The organism is Bacillus sp. FDAARGOS_1420 (assembly GCF_019344915.1).
In the GTDB taxonomy this organism is placed as follows: domain Bacteria; phylum Bacillota; class Bacilli; order Bacillales; family Bacillaceae_G; genus Bacillus_A; species Bacillus_A mycoides.
The window spans coordinates 810,218-835,513 of record NZ_JAHWJB010000002.1; the positions used below are offsets into that span (position 1 = coordinate 810,218).

Annotated in this window: 24 protein-coding genes, 1 tRNA gene and 1 pseudogene; 21 read left to right on the forward strand and 5 right to left on the reverse strand. The window is 36.1% G+C overall.

All coding sequences use genetic code 11. The features are described from left to right. The first annotated feature begins 17 nt into the window (after positions 1 to 17). The 7 genes from I6L50_RS14525 to I6L50_RS14555 all read left to right on the forward strand — a co-directional run bounded on the left by I6L50_RS14525 (position 18) and on the right by I6L50_RS14555 (position 7,259). Positions 18 to 1,469, forward strand: coding sequence for a distal tail protein Dit (locus tag I6L50_RS14525; RefSeq protein ID WP_219303700.1), 1,452 nt, complete (start codon positions 18 to 20; stop codon positions 1,467 to 1,469). Further along, complete coding sequence (locus I6L50_RS14530; protein WP_219301882.1) at positions 1,466 to 3,625, forward strand: phage tail spike protein; 2,160 nt, start codon at positions 1,466 to 1,468, stop codon at positions 3,623 to 3,625. The genes I6L50_RS14525 and I6L50_RS14530 overlap by 4 nt, the downstream gene beginning before the upstream one ends. Before the next feature lie 17 nt (positions 3,626 to 3,642). Then, the gene (locus I6L50_RS14535; RefSeq protein WP_219301883.1) at positions 3,643 to 4,008 is read left to right on the forward strand and encodes a hypothetical protein; all 366 of its coding nucleotides are present in this window, start codon (positions 3,643 to 3,645) and stop codon (positions 4,006 to 4,008) included. Beyond that, positions 4,005 to 5,120: a BppU family phage baseplate upper protein gene (locus I6L50_RS14540; protein ID WP_219301884.1), complete on the forward strand. Its 1,116-nt coding sequence runs from the start codon at positions 4,005 to 4,007 to the stop codon at positions 5,118 to 5,120. Before I6L50_RS14535 ends, I6L50_RS14540 begins: the two co-directional genes overlap by 4 nt. 16 nt (positions 5,121 to 5,136) lie before the next feature. Beyond that, a complete protein-coding gene (locus I6L50_RS14545) occupies positions 5,137 to 5,547 on the forward strand; it encodes a phage holin family protein (RefSeq protein ID WP_219301885.1) in 411 nt (136 codons plus the stop codon). Further along, positions 5,547 to 6,482 (forward strand): N-acetylmuramoyl-L-alanine amidase, encoded by a 936-nt coding sequence (locus I6L50_RS14550; protein WP_219301886.1) that lies wholly within the window; start codon positions 5,547 to 5,549, stop codon positions 6,480 to 6,482. Before I6L50_RS14545 ends, I6L50_RS14550 begins: the two co-directional genes overlap by 1 nt. Positions 6,483 to 6,854: 372 nt before the next feature. After that, complete coding sequence (locus tag I6L50_RS14555) at positions 6,855 to 7,259, forward strand: hypothetical protein (RefSeq protein ID WP_219301887.1); 405 nt, start codon at positions 6,855 to 6,857, stop codon at positions 7,257 to 7,259. A gap of 401 nt (positions 7,260 to 7,660) precedes the next feature. Here the strand turns inward: I6L50_RS14555 and I6L50_RS14560 are convergent, their stop codons facing one another. Further along, positions 7,661 to 7,861 (reverse strand): hypothetical protein, encoded by a 201-nt coding sequence (locus I6L50_RS14560; protein WP_219301888.1) that lies wholly within the window; start codon positions 7,859 to 7,861, stop codon positions 7,661 to 7,663. Between the two features lie 763 nt (positions 7,862 to 8,624). Between I6L50_RS14560 and I6L50_RS14565 the strand changes: the two genes are divergently transcribed. After that, complete coding sequence (locus I6L50_RS14565) at positions 8,625 to 9,674, forward strand: glycosyltransferase (protein ID WP_374108423.1); 1,050 nt, start codon at positions 8,625 to 8,627, stop codon at positions 9,672 to 9,674. A 65-nt stretch (positions 9,675 to 9,739) separates the two neighbouring features. Then, positions 9,740 to 10,876: a glycosyltransferase family 2 protein gene (locus tag I6L50_RS14570; RefSeq protein WP_219301890.1), complete on the forward strand. Its 1,137-nt coding sequence runs from the start codon at positions 9,740 to 9,742 to the stop codon at positions 10,874 to 10,876. A gap of 653 nt (positions 10,877 to 11,529) precedes the next feature. Here the strand turns inward: I6L50_RS14570 and I6L50_RS14575 are convergent. Then, positions 11,530 to 12,372: an arylamine N-acetyltransferase family protein gene (locus I6L50_RS14575; RefSeq protein ID WP_219303701.1), complete on the reverse strand. Its 843-nt coding sequence runs from the start codon at positions 12,370 to 12,372 to the stop codon at positions 11,530 to 11,532. A gap of 389 nt (positions 12,373 to 12,761) precedes the next feature. After that, a tRNA-Ile gene (locus I6L50_RS14580) sits at positions 12,762 to 12,835 on the reverse strand. A 362-nt stretch (positions 12,836 to 13,197) separates the two neighbouring features. On the opposite strand from I6L50_RS14580, the gene I6L50_RS14585 reads away from it, so the two are divergent. From I6L50_RS14585 to I6L50_RS14605, 5 genes and pseudogenes are all read left to right on the forward strand, one after another. Next, a complete protein-coding gene (locus I6L50_RS14585) occupies positions 13,198 to 13,404 on the forward strand; it encodes a hypothetical protein (RefSeq protein WP_219301891.1) in 207 nt (68 codons plus the stop codon). A gap of 37 nt (positions 13,405 to 13,441) precedes the next feature. Continuing rightward, positions 13,442 to 13,735: a YolD-like family protein gene (locus tag I6L50_RS14590; protein ID WP_219301892.1), complete on the forward strand. Its 294-nt coding sequence runs from the start codon at positions 13,442 to 13,444 to the stop codon at positions 13,733 to 13,735. Between the two features lie 116 nt (positions 13,736 to 13,851). Then, positions 13,852 to 15,288: pseudogene (locus tag I6L50_RS14595) on the forward strand (solute symporter family protein); the annotation flags it as partial. Between the two features lie 189 nt (positions 15,289 to 15,477). Beyond that, positions 15,478 to 16,827, forward strand: a complete 1,350-nt coding sequence (locus I6L50_RS14600) for an aspartate aminotransferase family protein (RefSeq protein ID WP_219301893.1) — start codon at positions 15,478 to 15,480, stop codon at positions 16,825 to 16,827. A 61-nt stretch (positions 16,828 to 16,888) separates the two neighbouring features. Continuing rightward, positions 16,889 to 17,167: a DUF3986 family protein gene (locus I6L50_RS14605; RefSeq protein WP_137076490.1), complete on the forward strand. Its 279-nt coding sequence runs from the start codon at positions 16,889 to 16,891 to the stop codon at positions 17,165 to 17,167. Positions 17,168 to 17,230: 63 nt separating this feature from the next. On the opposite strand, the gene I6L50_RS14610 is transcribed toward I6L50_RS14605, so the two are convergent. After that, positions 17,231 to 18,394 carry a cation:proton antiporter gene (locus tag I6L50_RS14610; protein ID WP_219301894.1) on the reverse strand — a complete coding sequence of 388 codons (1,164 nt, stop codon included), beginning with the start codon at positions 18,392 to 18,394 and terminating at the stop codon, positions 17,231 to 17,233. Between the two features lie 268 nt (positions 18,395 to 18,662). On the opposite strand from I6L50_RS14610, the gene I6L50_RS14615 reads away from it, so the two are divergent. Together I6L50_RS14615 and I6L50_RS14620 are read left to right on the forward strand one after the other, a co-directional pair. Next, the gene (locus I6L50_RS14615; protein WP_088030914.1) at positions 18,663 to 19,493 is read left to right on the forward strand and encodes a MerR family transcriptional regulator; all 831 of its coding nucleotides are present in this window, start codon (positions 18,663 to 18,665) and stop codon (positions 19,491 to 19,493) included. Positions 19,494 to 19,582: 89 nt separating this feature from the next. Further along, positions 19,583 to 20,938, forward strand: a complete 1,356-nt coding sequence (locus tag I6L50_RS14620; RefSeq protein ID WP_219303702.1) for an MATE family efflux transporter — start codon at positions 19,583 to 19,585, stop codon at positions 20,936 to 20,938. Between the two features lie 37 nt (positions 20,939 to 20,975). On the opposite strand, the gene I6L50_RS14625 is transcribed toward I6L50_RS14620, so the two are convergent. Beyond that, entirely contained in the window at positions 20,976 to 21,641 is a 666-nt protein-coding gene (locus I6L50_RS14625) for a DUF421 domain-containing protein (RefSeq protein WP_219301895.1), read from the reverse strand. Between the two features lie 202 nt (positions 21,642 to 21,843). Between I6L50_RS14625 and I6L50_RS14630 the strand changes: the two genes are divergently transcribed. From I6L50_RS14630 to I6L50_RS14650, 5 genes are all read left to right on the forward strand, one after another. Beyond that, positions 21,844 to 22,380, forward strand: coding sequence for a YdcF family protein (locus I6L50_RS14630; RefSeq protein WP_307897079.1), 537 nt, complete (start codon positions 21,844 to 21,846; stop codon positions 22,378 to 22,380). Positions 22,381 to 22,527: 147 nt separating this feature from the next. Next, the gene (locus tag I6L50_RS14635) at positions 22,528 to 22,845 is read left to right on the forward strand and encodes a magnetosome magnetite crystal formation protein family (protein ID WP_002064599.1); all 318 of its coding nucleotides are present in this window, start codon (positions 22,528 to 22,530) and stop codon (positions 22,843 to 22,845) included. A 190-nt stretch (positions 22,846 to 23,035) separates the two neighbouring features. Beyond that, positions 23,036 to 23,770 (forward strand): oxygen-insensitive NADPH nitroreductase, encoded by a 735-nt coding sequence (gene nfsA / locus I6L50_RS14640; RefSeq protein ID WP_113938441.1) that lies wholly within the window; start codon positions 23,036 to 23,038, stop codon positions 23,768 to 23,770. Positions 23,771 to 23,987: 217 nt separating this feature from the next. Beyond that, complete coding sequence (locus tag I6L50_RS14645; protein WP_219303703.1) at positions 23,988 to 24,533, forward strand: sigma-70 family RNA polymerase sigma factor; 546 nt, start codon at positions 23,988 to 23,990, stop codon at positions 24,531 to 24,533. Position 24,534: 1 nt separating this feature from the next. After that, positions 24,535 to 25,146 carry a PH domain-containing protein gene (locus I6L50_RS14650; protein ID WP_219301897.1) on the forward strand — a complete coding sequence of 204 codons (612 nt, stop codon included), beginning with the start codon at positions 24,535 to 24,537 and terminating at the stop codon, positions 25,144 to 25,146. The last annotated feature ends 150 nt before the right edge of the window (positions 25,147 to 25,296 follow it).

Consider the following 25,296-nt stretch of genomic DNA (forward strand, 5'->3'; position numbering starts at 1 on the left):
TAGGCATGTTATGCAGTTTGAGTTTCTTCCAATTTAACGGGAAAAGAAATCATAGCGTCGTTCCTTTGCAGGGTGTAAAGCGTCCTGCATGGGCTCCATTGGAGCGTACGTTTTTAGAAGTTCCTCATTATCCAGGCGGTAGACTGATACGCACCCAAACAAAAATGAGAAAAATCGTTGTCCCCGTCGCCTTATTATATAACTCCCCAAAAGAAGCTGAAAAATTAAAAGAAGAAATAGCCGATTGGTTAATTACAGAACAGCCCCAAGAATTAATATTCGATGATGAAAGGGACCGCACATTTTTAGCGATCATTGATGAATCATTTGATCTTGATCAATTGGTCAACCTCGGTGAAGGTACCCTCACATTTATTTGCGCTATGCCTTATAAATTAGGAGCCCAGCAATCTGTAGATTTCGAGCTTGATGGGAGAGGACTGATTGCGAACGTGACGAACAAAGGTACCGTACAATCTCACCCAATTATCGAAGTCGAAGTGGAGAAACCTTCTACATTTTTGGATGTATGGAATGGTAAAGATTACTTCCGAATTGGATACCCACTCAAAGCAAATCAACTTCCAGTAGAGCGAAATCAACGGGTATTGTGGGATGAGATGACTACAACAATAGGCTGGAGCAAGGTGAGCGAAATGGAAGACGGACAGCCTGTTGGAGAAATGAAATCTGATAACTATCAATTTTATTGTTCAGATTATGGTACTGGAAAGGCATGGCACGGAGCGGCGGTTAAAAAGAATATACCTGGTGGGCCTAAGCAAGACTTTATCATGCAATCTTACGTGACGTGTAAAAGTACGGCAAGAAATCAAATGGGGCGTGTTGAGATAGCCATTCTTGATGAAAATAGTAAAGTGCTTTCTAAGATTGCGATGAATGATGTTTTCTGGGAGGCAGAACAAAATGTGGGGACGATGGTCATTGGTTACGATGGGAAACCAGGAAGAACAACTTTGATTCATGAAAGTGGAGATCATCCGACAACATGGAATCAATACTTTGGCAGGCTTTGGATAGCGAGAACGGGGAATGTGTGGGAAGCGTATATTTCAAAGTTTCTATCTGAGACGGAGCGGGATGATTCGGAACGCTTTGTTAGATGGATAGATGAAGAGAAGTACCATATGGCAAAAGCTGCACAAATACAAATTAGCATTATGCAGTGGCAAGATGTTCCACCAGTCGAAAAATTAACAGTAAGTGACATTAAATTTTGGAAAGTGAACATGAATACACAAGGTAACTTACCATACATCGCGGATAAAGGTGACAAAATTGTAATAGATAAAGAACGAAGGTCGGTTACCATAGAGGGGAAAAGTGCGAGTAATATAAAAGACTTTTTTAGTAGCTTCCCGATCATTCATAAAGGGAAAAATAAGCTGGAAATCATGCCACCGAATATCGGAAAGGCGAAAGTGACATATAGGGAGCGATATAAATGAGGATACCGAGTGGAGAACTACACGTTGTGGACTTTAAAACAGAACAAACTGTATCCATCATTGGGCCGGAAGATTACTGGGATGATGTTCGTCATTTCGAGATCAAACACAATATAGATACATTGGAGTTTACTGTATTTGATGGTACGGAACAGGCAGCCACGCTGATGCAGCAAAATCTGGTACTCAAAGAAGTCAGAGGAGGTCGTATTGTTCCCTATGTCATCACGGAAACGGAAAAGAATTCAGAAGACCGAACGATTACGGTATATGCCTCCGGAGAATGGATTCAATTAGCGAAAGCAAACATCATTAAACCGCAACGAATTGAAAGTCAGACTGTAAATCAGTTCATAGATATGGCTGTAATCGGGACGAAGTGGAAACGTGGTAGAACAGAGTACGCAGGCTTTCATACGATGACCATTGACGCATTTATTGACCCTTTAAAATTCTTAACAGATATCGCTTCTCTTTTTGAATTAGAAATTCAATACCGTGTGCAAATAGCCGGTCCTCAAATTGTAGGGCGCTATGTGGATATGGTGAAGAAACGGGGAAGAGAGACAGGGAAAGAGGTGGAGCTGGGAAAAGATTTAAGAGGAATCAGACGAATTGAAAATTCTCAGAACATCTGTACAGCCCTTGTGGGCTTTGTGAAGGGAGAAGGAGACGACCTTATCACGATTGAGGGCATCAACAACGGGATCCCGTACATCGTAGATAAAGATGCATTCCAACGCTGGCATGAACAAGGGCAACATAAGCTCGGCTTTTATTCACCAGAAACAGAAGATCAAGATATGTCACCACAGCGTCTCCTAACACTAATGAAAATTGAGATAAGAAAACGAGCGAATGCATCTGTCTCTTATGAGGTAGAAGCGGAAGCAATCGGACGAGTGTTTGGTTTGTCTCATGAGCTGGTGGATGAAGGAGATACAATTCGAATCAAAGATACAGGTTTTACGCCTGAACTGTATTTGGAAGCGCGTGTGATTGCTGGAGATGAATCGTTTACAGATCCGACAAAAGATAAGTATATATTTGGGGATTACCGAGAGATAACGGATCCAAATACCGAACTCAGTAAGATGTACAATAAAATGCTTAACTTTTATAAGGATACCGTGAAAAAAGACGATATCATCGATGCCATTAACAACAACCAAGAAGGCATTCCAATTGATGCGGATAAAGTTTTGATTCAAAATGAGAAAGTTTCCATTGGAAAAGATGGTGTGAATGCTAAAATGTTGGATTTCTTATATGAAGATGAAAGAGGCTTGAAAACCACAGTCATCGCCAAAAGGAATCTAATCATTGACCACGATTTCTCTAGTGTACCCAAACCAGTAATGGATGGTAACCCCAACTATAGCCATTTTGAATCAGGAAGGTTTTGGAGACCACAGGGAAATGTGGTGTTAGAAAATAATACACTGAATTTTAATTATGAACGCATGGTCAATGCCACACGTGTGGATCGGTATAACTATCCAGAAACCACCGTGAAAAATGGGATTTATCCAAATAATATCCATACGTTATCCGCACATTTCAGGTGTGCCACGATCAATGGCACACGAGTCACCGCTAAGCCGCAGTTACATGTTTGTTTTGTGACCTATAGAGATAATGTTCACTACGATATCTGGCATGAAGAAAAAGTACCATTCGATGCCCCTAGCACTTTTTATGGGGATATCCAGCGCCGAGCATTCACGTTTACTGTACCAAAGAACTACAACATTCACGAACATGCCATTGTGGTGAAAGCGGAGTCAGCAGATGGTGATATTTCGAAAGGGACGGCTGTTTGTGTATCAGGTATCCAACTGGTTACAGGAAGATACCCTTCGATGTATGAATGGCAAGCACAAAGCGCGGAAGTGTACGCCGGAACAATGCCGATTGATGGGCTCGAGTTCGGGAATAATCATGGATTGATACAGGTAGCACGAGATCGAACGACGTTTGATATTGGTGGAACGTTGGAAACGAGATTCCACAACAATATCAGAGCGGCGAAAGGTGTCAGCATAGGTGGGAATCCGTTTCAAAGTTGGGGTCATATTCATTTTAGAGATGGTAACCGTGGTATCGGGTTTTATGTGAATAACGCAAATGGATGGCATTTTAATGCATTAGGATAAAGAAGAGAGGGAGAAGCATGGATAAATATAAAGATTTACAGGGTATGCCGTTACAAGCAGGCGAAGCATCACCATTCATGGGAAGATTGGTGGATGTAGAGCGTGTAGAGGTGGGCGTGTTTGTTTACATTCCTTTTGATATGTTAGATAATGCCGGCATTTCCACAGGTAGAAATAAAGTGGAAGTTTGGGGAGAAATGGATGGAACCCTCCAATTTAGAATTGCGACAAGATGTGAAATTGAAACATGTAAACGCGGATCTCGCCTATATGAATTGGATATGGGATTTGCGAAAAAGAATATTTGTACAGAGTGCTATACATCTCTAACGGGTACGTCTCCACTGCACGAACACGAGGAGAGTGAGGAGACAATGCTATGAAAACAACATTCGTACTAGATATTCAGAAAGAAAAATATGAATATACGAGTTTAATCGTAACAGGACGTATGGGGGATTTGGCAAGTAATACGGTAGACGTTTTGATTACCAACAATGGTAAGCCTTACCCTCTCACAAACCTGACGGTCTTTTATGAGTGTGTGAAGCCTGATGATACCGCCATACGAGATAAAGAGGGAGTAACTATTATAGATGCCGCAAAGGGGCATTTCACATATACGTTCCCAGCTGAGGTGTTCAGTGCACTTGGTCAGGTGAAACGATCTTTCTTTTCTATTGAACAAGGAAAGACATTCCGAGCGACAACGCAAGATTTCTTAGTAATGTCATTATCTGATGCGCTAACAGGACATATAGAATCCGAAGCGTATATTTCAGAGTTTGATAAAGCTCTTGAAATGGTGAAAGGGCATCGGAAAGAAATTGACGAAGCGAATAAGAAGATTGCAGGGCTTACACCGTATATTCAAAAGAAAGCCGATGAAACGGATACAAAGTTCAAAGGAGTGACAGAACGCATTCAGGCGCGTGTAGATGGTGTTAGCAAGCAAATAGATGCGATGGATATTGTGAAGAAATCCGGAGACACCATAACGGGATTACTTGAATTTAAGACCGACAATGCCTTTGTATTAGGAAGTCGTTCTTATAAGACGATTTTTCATAAAGGGGCACAAGGGGAGCTGATATTTGCTCCTTCTACAAAAGAACAAGGGGATACATGGGAGTGGTCCAAAAAGGTAGAAATTCGAACGGACGGAACAATTAAACAAGCGACAGATACAGATTGGATTAAGGTGACAATAAACACAGCGAATGCTTCCAATGTTGAAGGAAGACAAGTTACGAGAGCGAAACGAAATGGTGACCAAGTTTCGGTTATAGGTTCTTTAAAGAATGTCAAAGAAGGACAAGTTGTATGTAACGTTCCAACTGGATTGCGACCAGCTCAACAAATAACCGATGTTGTGATTATAGCCGGCCCACCGTATTCTATCTGTGAATTCAACATAGAAACTGGCGGGAATGTAAAAATATACAACATCACTACTGACAAAATCATTCATTTTTCAATCAATTATTTAGTGTAAAGAAGGAGGGGAATAAGTGGATCGTATCGACGTATTTATAAAAATGTTTATAGCTACCTTCGGTGGCTTCTGCGGATATTTCTTGGGAGGATGGGATGCAGCATTGAAAATATTAGTTATGATGGCAATTGTCGATTATATAACGGGAGTAATTGCAGCAGGATACAATGGAAAATTAAAAAGTAAAGTGGGTTTCAAAGGTATTGCTAAAAAAGTGGTGTTGTTCCTTTTAGTAGGAGTGGCGGCTCAATTGGATGCAGTGATTGGTAGTAACAGTGCGATTCGGGAAGCAACTATCTTTTTCTTCATGGGGAATGAACTGTTATCCATTTTAGAAAACGCTGGGCGTATGGGAATTCCGCTTCCACAACCATTAACAAGTGCAGTTGAAATTTTAGGTGGGAAAAGTAAGGGAGAGAGTAAATAATGGAAATCAGAAAAAAATTAGTTGACCCGAGTAAATATGGTACAAAGTGTCCGTATACGATGACACCGAAGTATATTACGTTTCATAATACGTATAATGACGCTTCGGCTCATAACGAAATCGCTTATATGATTCGAAATGATAATCAGGTTTCATTTCATGTTGCGGTAGATGAAAAAGAAGCTGTGCAAGGAATTCCTTTTGATAGAAATGCATGGCATTGTGGGGATGGAAATGGAGCGGGTAACCGTAAATCCATCGGAGTTGAAATTTGTTATTCAAAATCGGGCGGTGATCGATACTATAAGGCAGAAAATAATGCGGCAATTATCATTGCTCAGTTAATGAAGCAGTATAACATTCCAATTAGCAACGTACGTACGCACCGATCATGGAGCGGAAAGTATTGTCCCCATAAAATGCTAGGTGAAGGGAGGAGGGAAAGCTTTATCGAGCGAGTTAAACAGGCGTATCATGGTTCGAATCCAAATCCTTCACCGGAGGGAATCGGAATTGCTTATATTGAAGGAACGAATATCAATCTTCGAAATGCGCCGAGTACGAGTGGAGCAGTCATTCGGAAATTAAATAAACCTGAGGACTATCTCGTGTGGTATGAACAAAATGGCTGGTTGAATCTAGGTGGAGAGCAATGGGTATACCATGACCCGTCTTACATTCGTTTTGTTAGACATAATGGCATCGAGTGCACATCCGTAGCAGGGAAGCGGGTGGAATCCAAAGTGAATGGATTAAACTTCCGTAATCGACCTTCGTGGAATAGTGCGGATGTCGTGGGTACCGTGGATGCGGGGGATGGATTTACCGTTGATGAGAAAGTTATGGTGGATGGTTCACCGCAGTATAGGGTGCATAATTCGAAAGGTCAAACATTCTATATTACGGCTAGTGAAACTTATGTAAGGGTGAAGTAAACTGAAAAAGAACATTCCTCTGACGAGTGAGGAACGCTCCTTTTTGGACATTACAAAGAAATACATCTCTTATTTGGTTTGTCAATAATAGTATATGTAACGGTAGGAAGTAATATGAATACTAAAAATAAAAACCAGAGTACTATTCTACATTACAGCTAGCGAAAATTATGTTAGGGTGACATAAACTGAAAAAGAGCGTTCCTCTGGTGAGTAAAAGACGCTCTTGGGTGATAGATATTTTCATGGGATATATTTACCATAGTATGTGAGAATAAATACGATGTGAAAGAATCATATTTATCCATTTTGTCCCATTCATATCTTCAAACGTCTGCATAGAATGTTTTAAAACATGAAAGGGATGAGATCATGGGGTATATGAATAGAAAAAAATATGGTCAAGTAAGTACATCAAGTTCAAGTGGTTCGTGTGGAGGCTCTTGTAATAATTCCTGCAGCGGTTGCGATGAATGTCGGGAGCAATATGAAGAGTGTAAAAATCAGCAAAATCAGACTTGTGACTGTTGTTGTGTACAAGGCATTAAGGATGAACTTAGTAGTTTAATAAACCAAACAGTTCGTATTGACACACAGACTAGAAGTTACGTAGGAGTAGTTACTTCTGTTACTTGCGATGTTATTAGATTGGGAGCAAGTACGGGCACGGTAGCTACAATTATTTCTATTTGTAAAATAGAAGCGGTTATTCCGGCAACTACAACTGTAGTAAATGGAATTAATTTAGATGATACTGAAATAGCTAATAAAGTATGAATATATGAAAAAGGAGCATTCCTTAGTTGGATGGGAGGAATGCTCTTTTTCTGTATAACAGTATCGGCATTATTATTATTATATGAGTTCATTACATACAATATGACTTGAAAATAATAAAGGCACCTTCCCAGTAAGGTGCCTTGCATGGGTAATTCTCTAGATGACCATTATAGTATATGCAGTTCACGTAATTTGCATACCATAATAAATTACTTTATAGCTCCACTTATTTCATTATTATGAATCTGTAAAGCATTTCCATGCGCTCTCTTGACAAACACAGCTAGGATGTCATAAAAGTTGTTGGCAATCGCCCGATCTTTCACAATGTGATGTATAAACCAAGTTTTGCGCGCGGATAATCATCCTACATTTTCTTTTGTATCCCGTCAAGTTATTTAGAATAATACGAGTTGTTCATCTTCTACTTGTTGAACCGCTATCTCCCATTGGTATAGGTCTCCGAGTCTTCGTTGAAGTTCTTTATCTAAGCGTTGTTTAAGGATATGTCCTGTAGTTGCATACATTAGAATGGGACCTATTGTATCACGGTCGCCATTAGGTGAAATAAGTGTATAAATAATTTGATGTTTTTTCATACATTTCATGTCCCCTTTAACTAGACGTTTGATATGTATAGGTTGTGGTAAGTCAAACGTGGTATAGTGCACCTAATTCTATATCAGGGTTGGTTCTTCCTTTAAAATAAATTGGTTATTTGATAAACTAAAAAAGAAACGACACCCTATCATGACGTAGAGTGTCGTTTTGTGTTGTGTTTCAGCAAGATGATAGTGCCGCACTGATATTTAAGTGTTATAGGACATAAAAGGGAACTACAGAGATGTGTTCTTAATAACAGTATATAACAGCACATAGAATAGGACAAGAGTTTATTCAGGAATCTCCCCCACCATAATTATCGTTTTGTATCAGTAATTATCAGGGTGACAAATGATGAAATCCAAGGTTAGATGAGAGTTAGTATGGGGGAGGTAAAGTTTGCGCAAAAAAGTAAAACAAGCACGACACTGGTATTTCACAGAGAGCGTCGTGCTTGTTTGGTATATTATGATTTTTTATACGATATCTTAATTGTCTGTACTGAAACATGTATAGAGGTGTATCTGTATATCATTATTTTGAAAAGTTGGTAATTAATGATGTGACTTAAGGGGATGCCCTAGCATATATATAGTAACATATACCTTTTAATACTGCTTTTAACAAACAATGAGAAACTGCTAATCCTAGTATTTACAGGGGGTAGAGATCAATGATTGTTAAAATGAGAAAGAAATCTGATGCAGATAAAATAGGAGGGGTTATATGGAAGGAAATCCGATTACTATTAGTCTATGTATGATTGTAAAGGATGAAGAACAAACTATCGCGAGGTGTCTAGATTCCATCAAAGATGTTGTAGAAGAAATTATTATTGTAGATACAGGTTCAACAGATATCACAAAAGAAATTGCAAAAAGATACAAGGCAAAAATTTATGATTTTAAATGGATTAATGACTTTTCAGCAGCACGAAATTTTGCGTTCTCTAAGGCTACTAAAAAGTATATCCTCTGGCTTGATGCAGATGACGTAATTGCAGAGGAGGATCAAAAGCGATTTCTCCAATTAAAGCACACATTAGATGCTAGTATTGATGCTGTATCTATGAAATACTATTTGACTTTTGATACAGAAGGAAACCCGACCTATCAGCTTAGAAGAAATCGATTAGTGAAGAGGCAGAGAAATTTTCAATGGTATGGTGTTGTTCATGAATATTTAGCGATATATGGAAATATCTTAAATAGTGATATAGGTGTGATGCATAAAAAAGAAAAGAACTACACGGATCGGAATTTGAAAATATATGAAACACTTCTTGCGGATGGAAAAAAGCTAGATCCTCGAGATGTTTATTATTATGCAAATGAATGTAAGGATCATAAAAAATATGACATAGCAATTACATGGTATAACAAATTTTTAGATGAGGGGCAAGGGTGGTTTGAAGATAATATTCAAGCTTGCTTGAAAAGAGCAGAATGTTATTTAGAATTAGGGAAGTGGAAAGAATCTATTCAGTCATGTTTGCATTCATTTATGTATGATACACCTAGAGGGGAAATTTGTTGCCATTTAGGAAATCTTTTTTTACAACAAAAGGAGTACCAAAAGGCTATTTATTGGTACCTCTCAGCAATTAAAGGACCGAAGCCTAAAGATTCTCCATTTATTCGTGAAGCTTGTTATACATGGTTGCCGCATATTCAATTGTGTATTTGTTATGATAGTATAAAAGAATACGAAAAAGCAATTTATCACAATGAACAGGCGGCGCAGTTTATCCCTAATCATGCTAGTATTAAATATAACAGGGAATATTTTGATAATTTGTTTAAAAAATAGTTCTTTTGAGATAAATTATTTAATCCAAGATGATACTATATGTGGATGTTAAGGGGGAGTGCTTCGTGCTCACGAGCATAATTATACTAACTCATAATCAATTACAGTATACAAAAGAATGTATCCATAGTATTAGAAAATATACAGTACAAGAAGAATATGAATTAATTGTAGTTGATAATGCGTCAATGGATGGTACGGTAGAGTGGCTACAAAAGCAGCCTGATATTACGCTCATAAAAAATTTAGAGAATATGGGTTTTCCGCGAGGATGCAATCAAGGAATCAGCACAGCAAAGGGTGAAAATATTTTATTATTAAATAATGATGTAATTGTAACGGAACAGTGGCTCACAAACTTACTGAAGTGTTTATATGCAAAAGAAAATACAGCAGCCGTAGGCCCTGTAACGAATAACGCATCTTATTATAGCACAATTCACACTTGCTACGGGGGTATTCAAGAAATGCAAGAATTTGCGAGCTTATATAATCAAAGTGATGAAAATAAGTGGGAAGAACGTATGAAATTAATAGGTTTTTGCATGCTTATCAAGAAAACAGTTTTGGATGAAATAGGATTGCTGGATGAACGATTTACACCAGGAAATTATGAAGATGATGATTTATCATTACGAATGTTTGAAAAAGGATATAAATTATATTTATGTAGAGATACGTTTATTCATCATTATGGAAGTATGTCGTGGAAAGAAGATGTCTCTAAATTTTCAATGATTTTAAATGAAAATGATCGAAAATTTTATGATAAATGGGGATTTTCTTCTGCGGATTTATATATTCAGTATGATTTATTGGAAGTTGCAGATCGATATGAAGTGGATAAAGTGAATATACTTCAGGTTGGGGCTGGGTGTGGCGCAACATTGTTAGAGATGAAAAGACGATATGCAGTTGCTGATGTATACGGTGTAGAGAGTAATCAACAAGCTGCTTCTATTTCAAATAGAGTAGCACCTACTGCATGTATTCAGTATGATAATTTACAGGAGGTGTTTCCTGGGAAAAGGTTTCATATCATTCTTTTATCACATCCGATTGAGAAGGAACAACTAAGCGGTGTGATAAACTCTATTTCACACCGCTTAGCATCAAAAGGAACTGTAATTATGTCCAGTGCAAATTTAATTAATTATACAGCGTTACAAAATCAGCTTACATCATACGAGAAGATTGAATAAATTACTTACTTGGGAAGAAGTAATAAATGCTTTTGAGAATAATATGTAGCTTGTTCGATTCATGAATTCCACACTAATATTAGGCCTAAGGAGAAAAAATATGTTCATTAGGGGCAGTATGATATATTTTACAGATAGCCTCCTTATAGTAACGGAGCCGAGGAGAGACAACATGTAGAAATCATCTGAAGTGCAAACTTTATCCGCCCTCCAATTAAGCCAGGAATCTCCCCCACAATCCGCCCACATAATTATCGTTTTGTATCGGAAGTTATTTTGCGCTCTTTTTAAAATAGTTTGACATCCATTCTGTTAGTCTATATATTGAAAATGTCTGTTATTTGTTTTAATTCATTTAATTTGTGTGCTCCTATTATGGAGCCTTTTTTTATGAAAAAAGCAAAGGTCCTCCTTATGAGTACCTTTGCTTTTTGGACTTGAACCATCGTAATTCATGATAAAACTATCCGTATTATGGATGTAAACACGCTCTATAAAATAGAAAGGTTGGCATAAATACATAAAAGATTGGAGAGATACAATCTTATTTATCTCATAGAGCGTGTTTATAAGTAATAGTTTACCACATTTATTATGTATGTGGTGTATTTCAGGGGAGTATGCATGATTGCATTATTTATTTGCCTATGGGGCTAGCCTCTTTCTAAGGCTGTTCCACAGTATTTGTGTGGAACGATATCAAATACCTCTGTAAGAATCTGATGGTACTCTTCTTCTGTTATGGATCGTTTTATTTTTTGTCCTTTGTGGGTTTTGGTAAAGTTTTGTCTTGTAAGTGAAACATGCCCACTTTCAGTTAATTTACAGATAATATGTCCTTTATTAAAGGGGGACTCAGGATGATGTACAATGATATCTTGTATATCATTTACTTTGTTTGTATCTATTTCATCTAATGTAAATGCATATCCAGTACGCCATGTATCCGATGGTTCAGATCCAAGGAATTGAGCAGTTTCTCCGTTTTCACCTTTTCGCATTTCTAATAGATAGGTTCCTTTTTCGGTATCTTGTTTACGGATGCGATATTTTCCTGTTTGAGAAGAGATGACTTCGTCGTTAAATGGAACAGGATGTAAAGGGAGATGTGAGGCAAATCCCCCATCAATAATATATTTTTGTCCTTCGTGTCTTAAAATGATAATCACATGGCCATCATCCGGTTTCCACTTATCGCCGTTTAAATCATAGACAGTCCCAGCTACTCGATAGACGTCAAATCCGCAATCATATAAAAAATAAAATAATAAAGAATTGAGTTCATAGCATAGCCCGCCGCGATTGTTTAGTAGTAGTTTATCTTGGATATTTGTTCTAGAAATCTCTCGAAAGCCGCCTTCCATAACATCAATATTCTCATAAGGTAACAGGCGCCCCATTTGTAAAAGGATTTCATGTAAATCGTTAAATTGTATGTCTTCCTTTGGAGACATCTGTAATCTGGAGAGAAAATAATTTTGTAAGTCAGTCATTATATCTTCCGCCTTTCGTTTATAGGAAATATTACCATCCGTTACCATGTTACACCTTTTAAATTTATTATCAAGTGTAAAGCATAGAAGGATTCGGTGGGTATAGATGGAACTTCATTAGAGAAGAGGAGGGGAGATAGACTTTTTGACTGAATTCACGTGAATATCTCTAAAAATGTAAAGTGAATAAGATTGAAGGTCGGTTCTTTTATTTTGTTTACTATAGGAGGACTATAATGTTTGAGTGCCAGTGGTATTTATTTTTCACATGAAAAAGCCCATTGCAATGATGTGACAATGGGCTTTAGGTCTTAGAAGTTTGAAGCGACTAAGACGGTGTGATGGTAAATTGATTATATCATAATATTTCACATATTTCACAAATATCGAAATGGACCTTGTAGGACTCGAACCTACGACAGGACGGTTATGAGCCGTCTGCTCTAACCAGCTGAGCTAAAGGTCCGTTAATAAGAAAAGGTACCCTTTCGAGCGCCATTTCCTGTGTTACTAATAAGAAATTTTGTCTTCCAATACATATTGCATATACAATACAAACAACAGCTCGCTATTAAGATACCATAAAAATAATATTCAAGCGAGGGGAAGATATATACTCTCAAACTACGTTGCTGGAAGCTAACCTCCATAGCTATAAGGGTTATTAGTGTTTGAATGAAATGAATATGCGAGAAAACACAAAAACAATGCTATATGATGTCATATTATTTCCCTGGAATTACGTAAATTTTCCTTAGAAAAACTTTACAAACGGAATGTACGTGCTATAATTTAATGCAAACAAACGTTCTTGTTGGAGGCTATCACATGAATCAGCTACTTAAATGTTCACTCGATCAAAAAATACCTATCGAATTAATTTACTTAAAAGATTCAGGAGATTTCTCTCAAAGGACAGCGATTGTTAGAAAGATATATGAAGATCGTGTATTGGTGTATTGTATGCAAAAGCAACAAGTCAGAACGCTGAAATTAGCTAATATACTATCGGTTGATAAGGTAAGGAAGAACTAGCAATATGCTTAAAAAATACATAATGAGGTGAAATCATATGTCAACAGCAAATGCGAAACCAACAAAAAAGAAGAAGAGTAGTTCAAAAGAATCAAGACCGTATATGGATGAATTCGATCAACAGGAAGCGGCTGAATTGATTCAGTTTGCAGTACAGGATGATACTGAATTAGTGTTTACCGTATATAGAAAGTATAGAGAGCCTGAAATTATAAAAGGCCAAGTTGATAAGCTTGAACCAGAAAGAGGTAGAATTTTAGTAAGTACATTCAACGAAGTACATAAAATTCAATTTATGGATATTTTAAAAATCGCAATCCCCAGCAGTTGAGCTTGGGGTTGTTAATAGAAAATGTATGTGAAATTACTTTAAATTAGATCTTGCGAATGATAGAAAGAATATACTGACATAATCATTTTTCGTTTTTGCTTAATAAGACCTTTAGTGGATTAACTGGCTGGCAAAATGGTCTGGCTATTGCTGGGGATTACATGTCTGCTGCGTCATTTCTTGGTATAGCCGGAGCGATAGCGTTAACTGGGTTTGATGGGTTCTTTTATAGTATCGGCTTTTTAGTTGCTTATTTAGTTGTTCTATATCTTGTCGCAGAACCGCTTAGAAATTTAGGGAAGTACACGTTAGCGGATATGATTGCGGCACGTTTTGATGCGAAAAAAGTTCGTGGTATAGCAGCGCTTAATACGATGACGATTTCAATTTTTTATATGATTGCACAATTAGTTGGTGCGGGTGCACTTATTAAACTATTATTAGGTATTGAATATACAACATCTGTATTAATCGTAGGTACACTTATGACTGTGTATGTTATTTTTGGAGGAATGACAGCTACGAGCTGGGTTCAAATTGTAAAGGCTGTACTACTTATGGCAGGGACATTTATTATTTCTGTTATCGTTTTCTCCAAATTTAATTTCAGTGTGACTGAAATGTTCGCTCACATGAAAACAGCTACTCCATTAAAAGATTCGTTTTTAAATCCAGGAGTAAAGTATAAGGATGGTCTTGATACACTTTCTTTAAATTTGGGACTAGTCCTTGGTACAGCGGGATTACCACATATTCTTGTCCGCTTTTTTACAGTACGTGATGCAAAAACTGCACGTCAATCTGTTGTATATGCGACGTGGTTAATTGGCGCGTTTTATATTATGACAATTTTCTTAGGGTTTGGAGCGGCAGCGTTTGTAGGAAATGAGGCGATTATTAAAGCAAACCCTGCTGGTAATATGGCAGCACCTTTATTAGCAAAAGCATTAGGAGGAGATTTCTTATTTGCTTTCGTATCAGCAATTGCTTTTGCAACTATTTTAGCTGTAGTAGCAGGGCTTGTGTTAACAGCAGCATCAGCATTCGCGCATGATTTTTATAATGAGATTATCCGTAAAGGAAAATCAACGGAAAAAGAGCAAGTGTCAATGGCGCGTTATGCGTCTATTGGGGTGGCGATAGTATCTATTATACTTGCTTTATTTGCTCAAACATTAAACGTAGCATTTTTAGTATCACTAGCATTTGCAGTTGCAGCGAGTGCAAACTTACCGGTTATATTATTTACAATCTATTGGAAGCGTTTTAATACAACAGGAGCAATTTCTGGTATGATTGTTGGTCTTGTATCAGCGATTGTTCTCGTAGCGTTAAGTCCAAACGTTTGGAACCCAGTAGCTGGAAAAGCTATATTTGTTGGGGAAGCGATTTTCCCATATACGACACCTGGAATTATTTCAATTCCGCTTGGATTCCTTGCAGCATATTTAGGAACTGTTTTCTCTAGTAAGAAAGAAGATGCAGCGAAATTTGATGAAATTCTTGTGAAATCTAATACTGGTCATGGTATTAGTGATGCATCTTCGCATTAAAAAAGAGGGGCTTTTCGATATATAAGAAAAGCTCCTTTTTCTTTTGTCATTTTATTGTAAATAATACTGATTTGTAAGTAGGATTTGTCTTAATTTTGTGGAATGAAAATAGGCAGGGAGAAATTTAACTCATCATGGCACCAGCGCAGCTTTGTGAAAAATAAGTTGTTATGGAAGGTGGAAGAAATGATGAAGACAAAACAAACCGATGAATTATTAGCAAAAGATGAGCAATATGTGTGGCACGGAATGCGTCCCTTTAGCCCGAGTAGTACAATGGTAGGGGCGAAAGCAGAAGGGTGCTGGGTTGAAGATATACAGGGGAAAAGATACTTAGACGGTATGAGTGGCCTTTGGTGTGTAAATAGTGGGTATGGAAGAAAAGAGCTCGCAGAGGCAGCTTATAAGCAATTGCAAACATTATCGTACTTTCCGATGTCACAATCACATGAACCAGCAATTAAGCTCGCTGAAAAGTTAAACGAGTGGCTTGGAGGAGAGTATGTTATATTCTTCTCTAATAGTGGTTCGGAAGCGAACGAAACAGCTTTTAAAATAGCAAGGCAATACTATGCTCAAAAAGGTGAACCGCATCGTTATAAATTTATGTCACGTTATCGTGGTTATCACGGAAACACAATGGCAACGATGGCGGCAACTGGCCAAGCACAGCGTAGATACCAATATGAGCCATTTGCTTCAGGTTTTTTACACGTAACGCCTCCAGATTGTTACCGCATGCCAGAAATGGAATCGCAAAATATTTATGATGTAGAATGTGTAAAAGAAGTAGATCGCGTTATGACATGGGAATTAAGTGAAACGATAGCAGCTTTTATTATGGAACCAATTATTACGGGCGGAGGCATTTTAATGCCGCCAAAAGACTATATGAAAGCTGTTCATGAAACGTGTCAAAAACACGGAGCACTACTTATAAGTGATGAAGTTATTTGTGGTTTCGGGCGTACAGGAAAAGCATTTGGGTTTATGAACTATGACGTTAAGCCTGATATCGTTACGATGGCAAAAGGTATTACGAGCGCATATTTACCATTATCAGCAACAGCTGTAAAAAAAGAAATTTATGAGGCATTTAAAGGAACAGGAGAATATGAATTCTTCCGCCATATTAATACATTTGGTGGAAATCCAGCGGCTTGTGCATTAGCGCTTAAAAACTTAGAGATTATGGAAAATGAAAATTTAATTGAGCGCTCTGCACAAATGGGTTCGCTTTTATTAAATCAATTAAAAGAAGAAATCGGAGAACATCCACTTGTTGGTAATATTAGAGGGAAAGGGCTATTAGTTGGAATCGAACTAGTAAATGATAAAGCGACGAAAGAACCAATTGATAACGACAAAATTGCAAGTGTTGTAAATGCTTGTAAAGAAAAAGGACTTATTATTGGGCGTAACGGTATGACAACAGCGGGGTATAATAACGTTTTAACATTGGCACCGCCACTTGTGATTTCAAGTGAAGAAATTGCCTTTGTTGTTGGAACGGTGAAGACAGCGATGGAACGTATTTAATAAATAGAACGAAAGGAGCGAGCTGTAATATAAGGCTCGCTTTTATTAGGAGGAGCTTTTAATGGAGAAATATGATCCTAACAAACATTATCACATTGGTTATTATGAAGACGGATATGATTTAGAAGTGACAGCGTATAAAAGAATAAATGAACCAATTTGGGATGCCTACATTCCACACTATGAGGTAGATGATTTTTACAAAAAAGTGGAGGAAATGAAGCTAGGTGAATATATAGATGATTATGGCATTAAGGTGTATTCATTTAGTAATGATATCGATGATGAAGAAGCACGCTCCATTTTTGAAAAATGGTTAAAAACGAATGGAATTGTTTAAAGCGAAAATGAAAAAGGAGATTGCTATCTTTTAAGATAGCAATCTCCTTTTATTATAGTAAACTTATTTACTTGCTTTCATTGCTTTATCTTTTGCACCAAAAGTGTATTTTAACATTGGTGGTGTAATCATCGTTGTTAAAATAACTACGATAACGATTGCTGTAAAGTAATCTTGTGCTAATAGGCCAGAAGAAAGTCCTGTTCCTGCGATGATAAGTGCAACTTCACCACGAGAAACCATACCAGCACCGATAATTGCAGAAGACTTAGCGTCAAATCCAGTCATTCGTGCACCTAAGCCACAACCGATTAATTTCGTTAATACAGCGATTACTGTTAATGCTAGGATGAACCAAATTTGATCGCCAATACCGTCAAATGTAATGTTCATACCGATACTTACGAAGAACACTGGAACGAACATAGCGTAAGCAATTGGTTCTACTTTCTTTTCTACTTCATGTTTGTAGTTCGTTTGAGAAATAGCGATACCAGCTGCGAAAGCACCGATAATACCAGCAATTCCTAATAGTTCGCCGAAGTATGCGAATGAGAAACAGATGATAAGCGCAGCACTAACGATAGACTCAGATACGCGAAGTGGTGATAACCAACGCATGATTGCTGGAACACCTTTCCAGCCAATTAAAATGATAGAAGCAAAGAATACTACTTTCTTCAAGATAATCATTGTTAAGTTAACGTCATCTGTGCCTAAGAAGCTCATTGCAAATGCTAATAAAATAACAACAAGAATGTCATCAAATACAGCGGCTCCAAGCATCGTCGTACTTTCACGTGTTTTCATTTTACCTAAATCACGAAGTGTTTGAACGGAAATACTAACACTTGTTGCACATAGAAGTAATCCTAAAAAGACAGCATTCCCTTGTTCCATACCGACAACAAGGCCGGCAACGTAACCACCTACGAATGGAAGAACGATACCTCCAAGTGCAACAGCTAAAGAAGAATTACGATTTGCGTTTAATTCTTCTAAGTCTGTTTCAAGTCCTGCCATAAACATTAAAAGAATAACTCCGACATTACTTAATTGTGTTAGAAGCTCTGAATTTTCAATCCATCCGAATATAGCTGGACCGATAACGATACCAACAATTAATTTACCGAGTACAGAAGGTTGACCTAATCTAACACTAAGGTCACCAGCAAGCTTTGTACTTAATAAGATAAGTGCAATTTGAAAGAAAAATTCGAATTCCATTTGATCCTCTCCTCATCATTTTTTATTTTTATCATACGATTTCTCGGAATTTGCCTAATGATAATATGTAAAGATCCATTAAACAAAGGGTCTATTTACGAGTTCTTTTGAACTTGTAATTTGAACCTGTAATTAATATATAATAAAATTTATTAAAAATCAATGAAAAAATAGCAGATTTTCATGAGAGGATTCGTTTTAGAAACGGGGGATATAGATATATAATAGGAAGTAATAAAGTTTACATATAATGAATGGAGAAAGAAAAATGTTATTAAATCAACGTTTTACAATTGGGGAAATGGCGAAAATGCATAATATAGCGGAATCTACATTACGTTATTATGATGAAAAAGGGATTTTTCATCCGTCAATTGTTGACCCTCAAACCAATTATCGTTATTACACAATTGATCAGTTTTCACTATTAGATACGATTAAATTTTTACGCCAATTGAACATCCCGTTAAAGGAAATAAAGAAATATATTGATGAACGAAATCCATCTTATGCGCTGAATTTACTTGAAAAACAACAAGAAATGATGCTGAAAAAACAAAGAGAAATCGAGTATGCTTTGGCAAAAATGGAACATAAAATCCATTTAATGAAGAAAGCGACGAAATCTGAAGCAAATCAAATTATTTATAAAAAGATACCGAAACGAAAAATTACAGCAATTGCAGTTGCACCAAATACAACGGATGATATGTTTGAATATTATATCCATTCGTTGCAAAAAAATATGAAGCAAATTGATAATAGTTTATTTTCAGGTGATATCGGTGTAACAGTTTCAAAAAAAGCATTAATGCAAAATGAGTTTCAAGCATATAACAGTGTGTTTATTTTATTGGATTACATGCCTTTTGAAGCGCATACTTCAGATGAAATAAAAGAAGGGATATTTGCCTGTTCTTATCATCATGGACCATATGAAGAAACAGACGCAACGTATACGGAATTATTAAAGCACATTGATAACGAAGGATATGAAGTGTGGGGAGATGCATTGGAACTTGCATTAATTGATTGGTCCGTAACAGAAAATCCGAAGGAGCAAGTAACGGAAATTCAAATACCTGTTGTAAAAAAATAGGCTTATATATTTTTCGATTCTCTATTGACCTTCAAGTAACTTGAAGGTTTAAACTGTGAACAGAGCATTGAAAAAGGAGCATTTATATGATGGAAACAACAGAAAAATTAAGAGAAAAACCAATTAAAAGTTTATTTATTACGTATTTAATACCAGCTGTTCTTGGGATGGTATTAATGTCGGTTAATATTGTGATTGATGCAGTCATGATTAGTAGAGGAGTTGGAGCGAACGGTTTAGCCGGAGTAAACGTAGCTATTCCAGCATTTTCAATTTTCTTCTCTATTTCATTATGGATTGGAATGGGCGGAGCAACGCTATATTCCATTGCACTAGGTGAAAATAAACTGGAAAGAGCAAGGTCTATCTTTACTCAATCTATGACAGTAGCAGTTGTTATCGTTGGCGTTTTAGCGGCTATTTGCTTATGGAGAATAGAAGATTTAGCATATTTATTTGGTGCGAATGAAGTGATTTTACCATACGCATTAGACTATTTACAGGTGTTATTAACATTTGGAATGATATACGTTTTAGAAAATATTTTAAGTACATTTATACGAAATGACGGAAATCCTAATTTAGCAATGGCAGGTCTTGTTGTAACGGCTGTATTAAATATAGTGTTCGACTATATTTTTATTTTCATCTTTGGATGGGGTGTAACTGGTGCTGCTTCAGCGACTATTCTTTCGGCAGCAATTGGTTTCCTTGTATTATTAACTCACTTCTTTAGAAAAAATAGTGTTTTAAAGTGGACGAAATTCCATTTTGAATGGGATACGGTTAAACAAATTATGGTGATCGGTTTCCCAAGTTTTACAGCAGAAAGTACAGTTGCAATCGTAACGATCGGTTTTAACATTGCGTTCGTTCAATATGCAGGAGAACTAGGTGTAGCTTCTTATGCGATGGTGAATAGTATTCATGCAATGACATTACTATTATTCTTCGGTGTTGGTGCAGCGTTACAACCAATCGCTAGTTTCCATTACGGTGCAAATTTATCAGAAAGATTACGTGAAGGATTGCAGTTCGCTGTAAAAATTGCGGTAGTACTCGGAGGTATTGCAATTGTCATCGGTTTATTCTTCGGGAAATATATTATTGGTTTATTTGATGTTCAATCGCCAGAACTACTGGAGTTAACGTTAACAGGTATTAGTTTATTCTTTATTCAATATGTATTTTTAGGCTATAACATTGTATATGGAGAATACTTCCAATCAGTGCGGCAAACGAAAAAATCAGTACTTATAATAATGAGCCGAGGTTTACTATTTGTTATCCCATTGTTATGGATTATGCCAAAAGTATTTGGTATAACTGGAATTTGGCTCGTTATGCCAGTAGCGGAAGTATTGACAGCAATTATCGTATTTACGATGAATCGCATGAAACATCCTGTTCCGTTAAACATGGCGAGAGAGAAGGAAGCAATATAGTGAAGAAAATTCCCTTGAACAAGTCAAGGGAATTTTTTTATTCTTTTAAACTAATCGCAAAAGATCCATCTGTCTCCTGAACAGAAGCGAAAGCCACATTTTTAATATTTGTAACGCCTTTCTCCATTAACTCTGCATGTAACCACTTTTCATTTTTATGGATTAATTTTAAGTTATCGTATTGAATTTGTGAATCAACGATAAGAGCAATTGGTAAGCCTGCATACTTAACATCTATATTCATATCTTTTGGAGTCAGAGGCACAAGTTCTCTTTTTGGTAAAATACTAATAGCTCCATTCGCTTCTAATATCGCATACTCAATTTCATGAACACTTGGATATCCTGCGACGCGAAGGTTAGAAAGCAATTCAGGGATCGGATATCTACTTTTTTGTAAGTTCTCAAAAATAATATCACCATGTTTAATTAAAATAATGGGGTGTCCGAGAATAAAACGATTTAGTTTGTTGAGTAGGCTTAATTTTGTAAGAAGCAAATGCAAACATGTAATAACGACCATACCGAGAAATGCTTGTAAAGCACCAGCGACTGGTATGGCTTGAAAAGCTAAATAAGATAAAAAGATAATAGCCCCAAAATCATGAGGAGTTAGTTGTGCTAATGCAGATTTACCAAGTAGCTTAAGTGATAGTAAAAATAAGATAAAAAAGAATGATACGTTACATAAAAAGAGAAGCAATAGGGACACTCCTTCGTGCGAAGTTGTACTTACTATTCCCGAAATTAATAGAAATATTACCTTTTGGAGGATAAATTAGGCTTAATTGGAATTTGTCTGTATACAAACGAATAAATGGATATTATGATGAGGGAAGTAAATGGAATAGGGGTATATGGATATGAGAAAGAAGAAAATAATCAAATATATTTTAGTTGTTATAATGATTTGCGCCGTATATGTGGGGTTTTTACAATATAACATTTATAAGCATGGGCATATGAATGCGATTGATGATGCGGATTATATAATTGTACTAGGATCGAAAGTAAATGGAACAAAACCTTCTTATTCATTGCAATATCGTATTGATAAAGCAGCTGAGTATTTAAAATTACATGATAAAACAATTGCTATTGTATCTGGAGGCCAAGGAAAAGGTGAAGATATTACAGAAGCATTAGCGATGAAACAAGGATTAATGAAACAAAATATTGCAGAAGACCGCATTATAATGGAAGATAAGTCGACGAGCACAGATGAAAATATTAAATTCTCAAAACCGTTAATTCCAGCCAATATGAAAAAAGGTATGATCGTAACAAACGATTTCCATATGTTTAGAGCGAAAAAAATAGCTGCAAAACAAGGTTTGCAATTAGAAGGGCTTCCGGCCAAAACACCGAAGCCAATTATCATTCCATCAAATGTACGAGAATATTTAGCGATTACGCAATATTGGTTTATGAATCGAATATAGTTAAAGTAATCCCGTCCGAAATTTGAGGCGGGATTTATTTCGAGGGAAATCTTACAAAAATGTCATGTTCATGAAAGGTAAAGCGATAGTTTCTGGAAAGGTTTCCTGACATAATGAAGGTAACAAAAAACTTTAGAGGTGAATCGGATGAAAGGAAATAATATTTTATCTTCGTTATGTTACTTTAGTATCTTTTTTGCACCATTTTTACTACCAATTATCGTGTACTTCGTTGCGGAAGATGAAGTGAAATACCACGCAAAAAAAGCATTTTGGTCACATGTTTTCCCATACGCAATTTTATTTGGAGGATTAGCAGTGTCGGGCGTATACGGTTTAAGCTTCAATCAATCTGATGGTGCTGGAATTGGAATGATGATCACATATGCAGTGTTCATTCTTGTAGGGATTTATTACTTCATTTGGAATATCGTAAAAGGTATTAAAGTGTTGAAAGCAGCTTAACAAGAATTGTATAACAGTATATTAATTCGACGTTATTTGCCAAAACGTCGATATAATTTCATATACCGTATTAATAAACATTAAAAAAAGAGCAATTCGAAAAGAATTGCTCTTTTTGTGCTTATAAGTTGTGAATAATGAAAAAGATATGGTAATTTTTCATTATGAAGAGAAAAAAGGAGTGATTTTCATGAATGAGATGATACATAAAATGGAGCAACACGTTTCAGTTCGTAAATATAAAGAAGAACCAATTTCAAAAGAGATAGTAGAAAGAATGGTGCAAGCTGCGCAGCATGCAGCTTCCTCACATTTTGTACAGGCGTATTCTCTTATATATGTAACAGATCAGGAACTAAAGGCTAAACTAGCTGAATTATCCGGGAATCGTCATGTGAAAGACTGCGCAGCATTCTTTGTATGCTGTGCGGATTTAAAACGTTTAGAAACTGCATGTGAGAAACATGGAACAGAAATTAAACATGAGGGAGTAGAGGACTTTATTGTAGCAACAGTAGATGCCTCATTATTTGCACAAAACTTAGCACTTGCAGCTGAATCTTTAGGATACGGCATTTGTTATATTGGTGGTATTCGTAATAACCCGAGAGAAGTGAGTGAATTGCTTCATTTACCGGATAAAGTATATCCGGTATTCGGAATGACAGTTGGTGTACCAGATGAAGAACATGGAGTTAAACCACGTTTACCAGTAGCAGCAGTTCTTCATGAAAATGGATACGATGAAAAGAAATATGATGAATTATTAAACGAATATGATGAAACGATGAGTGCGTATTACAAAGAAAGATCGTCAAATCAAAAAAACGTAACATGGACGGAATCAATGAGCTCATTTATGTCCAAAGAGAAAAGAATTCATATGAAAGAGTTTTTAAATGAAAAAGGATTAAATAAGAAATGAGTAAAAAGGACAAACCTGAGATGTTAGCTTAAGCTATAACATCACATGCAAAACCGAAGCTAAGAAAGCGAGACTCGCTTTCTCAACTTCGGTTTTTATTTGTTATTATATAAAATGAAAATAAAAATTAATAAATTTTTACAAAAGTGATAGAAAATGAGAATGAAATGCCAATAGTAAGTAAAAGCAGCTGCTAAAGGGGAACTGAGGAAGGATGATGTTTATGATTTTCGATTCTGAAGAGGATTTAATTATAGCTATGAAAAAATGCGATCAAGATGCTTTGAAAGAAGTGATTGATCAATATGGAAAATTAATTTTGTACATTATTCATAAATCATTAAGTACCCCTATTGAAAAACAATATGTGGATGATTGTTATAATGATGTATTTACTGTCATTTGGTTTAATATCGACCAATTTGATATAGAAAAGGGCAACTTAAAATCTTGGATGATTGGTATTACTAAATTAAAGGCATTGGAATATAAAAAGAAAGTATATAAAGAGAATAAAATCGATAAAGATGTAGAATTAGATACAGGTATCCATGATAGGTATGAAATAGAACAAGAAGAAGAGATTATGGAAATCGTACAAGATTTAAATACGGAGGATCGATATATCTTTTTAAAGAGGTATATTGATGGGTATTCCATTGACGATATTGCAAAAGAATTAAAAGTAACGGCTGATTATATATACAATCGAATTTCTCGTGGGAAGAAAAAACTTCAAAAACTGTGGAAAGGGAGTGTGTAATATGGATAAAAGATTATTGTCGATGTTAAATGAGCTCCAATATTCAGATGAAGAAATTGTACGTTTAGAAAAAGAGGCGAATGAGTCTATCAATATAGGTAAGTATTATGTGAGAAATGGAGATCTACTAAAAAAAATAACTTTACAAATGTTAGAAGAATCAATTAGGAACGAATTACAAACTGGTGAAGAAATTGAGAAGGAACTATTAGTAGACGAAGGATATATGACAAATAATAAAGTAATACCAAATATATATTACGTAGGAGCTACTTTTTATTATTATATCGTTTTAACAAATAAAAGAGTAATCATGAAAGGATTAGATTGTTATTTTAAAAAAACAAATGAGCATAGCATGCCAATAGAGGATATACAATCTATTTCACAACATAAAAAAATGGAAAATGTCTTTGAGATCAAATATAATAACACTCATATACAATTTGGAAGTATTGAGTATGCACGTGAAGTTGCAATGATAGTTATGGAGTTAAAAAAACGTGGAGTAAAAGTAGAAAAGTATACAGATTTTGAAAAAGGGTTTTTCTTATTTTTTAATATATTCGTGATAGTAAGTGCAGGTCTTTGCTTTATAAAATATTTAATGTAAAAAGCGGCATAATAGCCGCTTTTTATCGTTTTATTTAGTATTCGATTTAAAATATTTGTCTTACGAAAGAACGATTATTGCTAATTGTAAACTGCCAATAAAGTTATTTAAGTTTTGATATAGAATGCCCCACCGCACTTGAAAATGCAG

Coding starts and splice junctions, on each gene's coding strand:
- I6L50_RS14620 (WP_219303702.1), top strand. CDS start 19,583: ATGGAAACAACAGAAAAATTAAGAGAAAAACCAATTAAAAGTTTATTT.
- I6L50_RS14605 (WP_137076490.1), top strand. CDS start 16,889: ATGGAGAAATATGATCCTAACAAACATTATCACATTGGTTATTATGAA.
- I6L50_RS14615 (WP_088030914.1), top strand. CDS start 18,663: ATGTTATTAAATCAACGTTTTACAATTGGGGAAATGGCGAAAATGCAT.
- I6L50_RS14585 (WP_219301891.1), top strand. CDS start 13,198: ATGAATCAGCTACTTAAATGTTCACTCGATCAAAAAATACCTATCGAA.
- I6L50_RS14540 (WP_219301884.1), top strand. CDS start 4,005: ATGAAAACAACATTCGTACTAGATATTCAGAAAGAAAAATATGAATAT.
- I6L50_RS14645 (WP_219303703.1), top strand. CDS start 23,988: ATGTTTATGATTTTCGATTCTGAAGAGGATTTAATTATAGCTATGAAA.
- I6L50_RS14550 (WP_219301886.1), top strand. CDS start 5,547: ATGGAAATCAGAAAAAAATTAGTTGACCCGAGTAAATATGGTACAAAG.
- I6L50_RS14590 (WP_219301892.1), top strand. CDS start 13,442: ATGTCAACAGCAAATGCGAAACCAACAAAAAAGAAGAAGAGTAGTTCA.
- I6L50_RS14555 (WP_219301887.1), top strand. CDS start 6,855: ATGGGGTATATGAATAGAAAAAAATATGGTCAAGTAAGTACATCAAGT.
- I6L50_RS14565 (WP_374108423.1), top strand. CDS start 8,625: ATGATTGTAAAGGATGAAGAACAAACTATCGCGAGGTGTCTAGATTCC.
- I6L50_RS14650 (WP_219301897.1), top strand. CDS start 24,535: ATGGATAAAAGATTATTGTCGATGTTAAATGAGCTCCAATATTCAGAT.
- I6L50_RS14530 (WP_219301882.1), top strand. CDS start 1,466: ATGAGGATACCGAGTGGAGAACTACACGTTGTGGACTTTAAAACAGAA.
- nfsA (WP_113938441.1), top strand. CDS start 23,036: ATGAATGAGATGATACATAAAATGGAGCAACACGTTTCAGTTCGTAAA.
- I6L50_RS14535 (WP_219301883.1), top strand. CDS start 3,643: ATGGATAAATATAAAGATTTACAGGGTATGCCGTTACAAGCAGGCGAA.
- I6L50_RS14560 (WP_219301888.1), bottom strand. CDS start 7,861: ATGAAAAAACATCAAATTATTTATACACTTATTTCACCTAATGGCGAC.
- I6L50_RS14610 (WP_219301894.1), bottom strand. CDS start 18,394: ATGGAATTCGAATTTTTCTTTCAAATTGCACTTATCTTATTAAGTACA.
- I6L50_RS14635 (WP_002064599.1), top strand. CDS start 22,528: ATGAAAGGAAATAATATTTTATCTTCGTTATGTTACTTTAGTATCTTT.
- I6L50_RS14630 (WP_307897079.1), top strand. CDS start 21,844: ATGATTTGCGCCGTATATGTGGGGTTTTTACAATATAACATTTATAAG.
- I6L50_RS14600 (WP_219301893.1), top strand. CDS start 15,478: ATGAAGACAAAACAAACCGATGAATTATTAGCAAAAGATGAGCAATAT.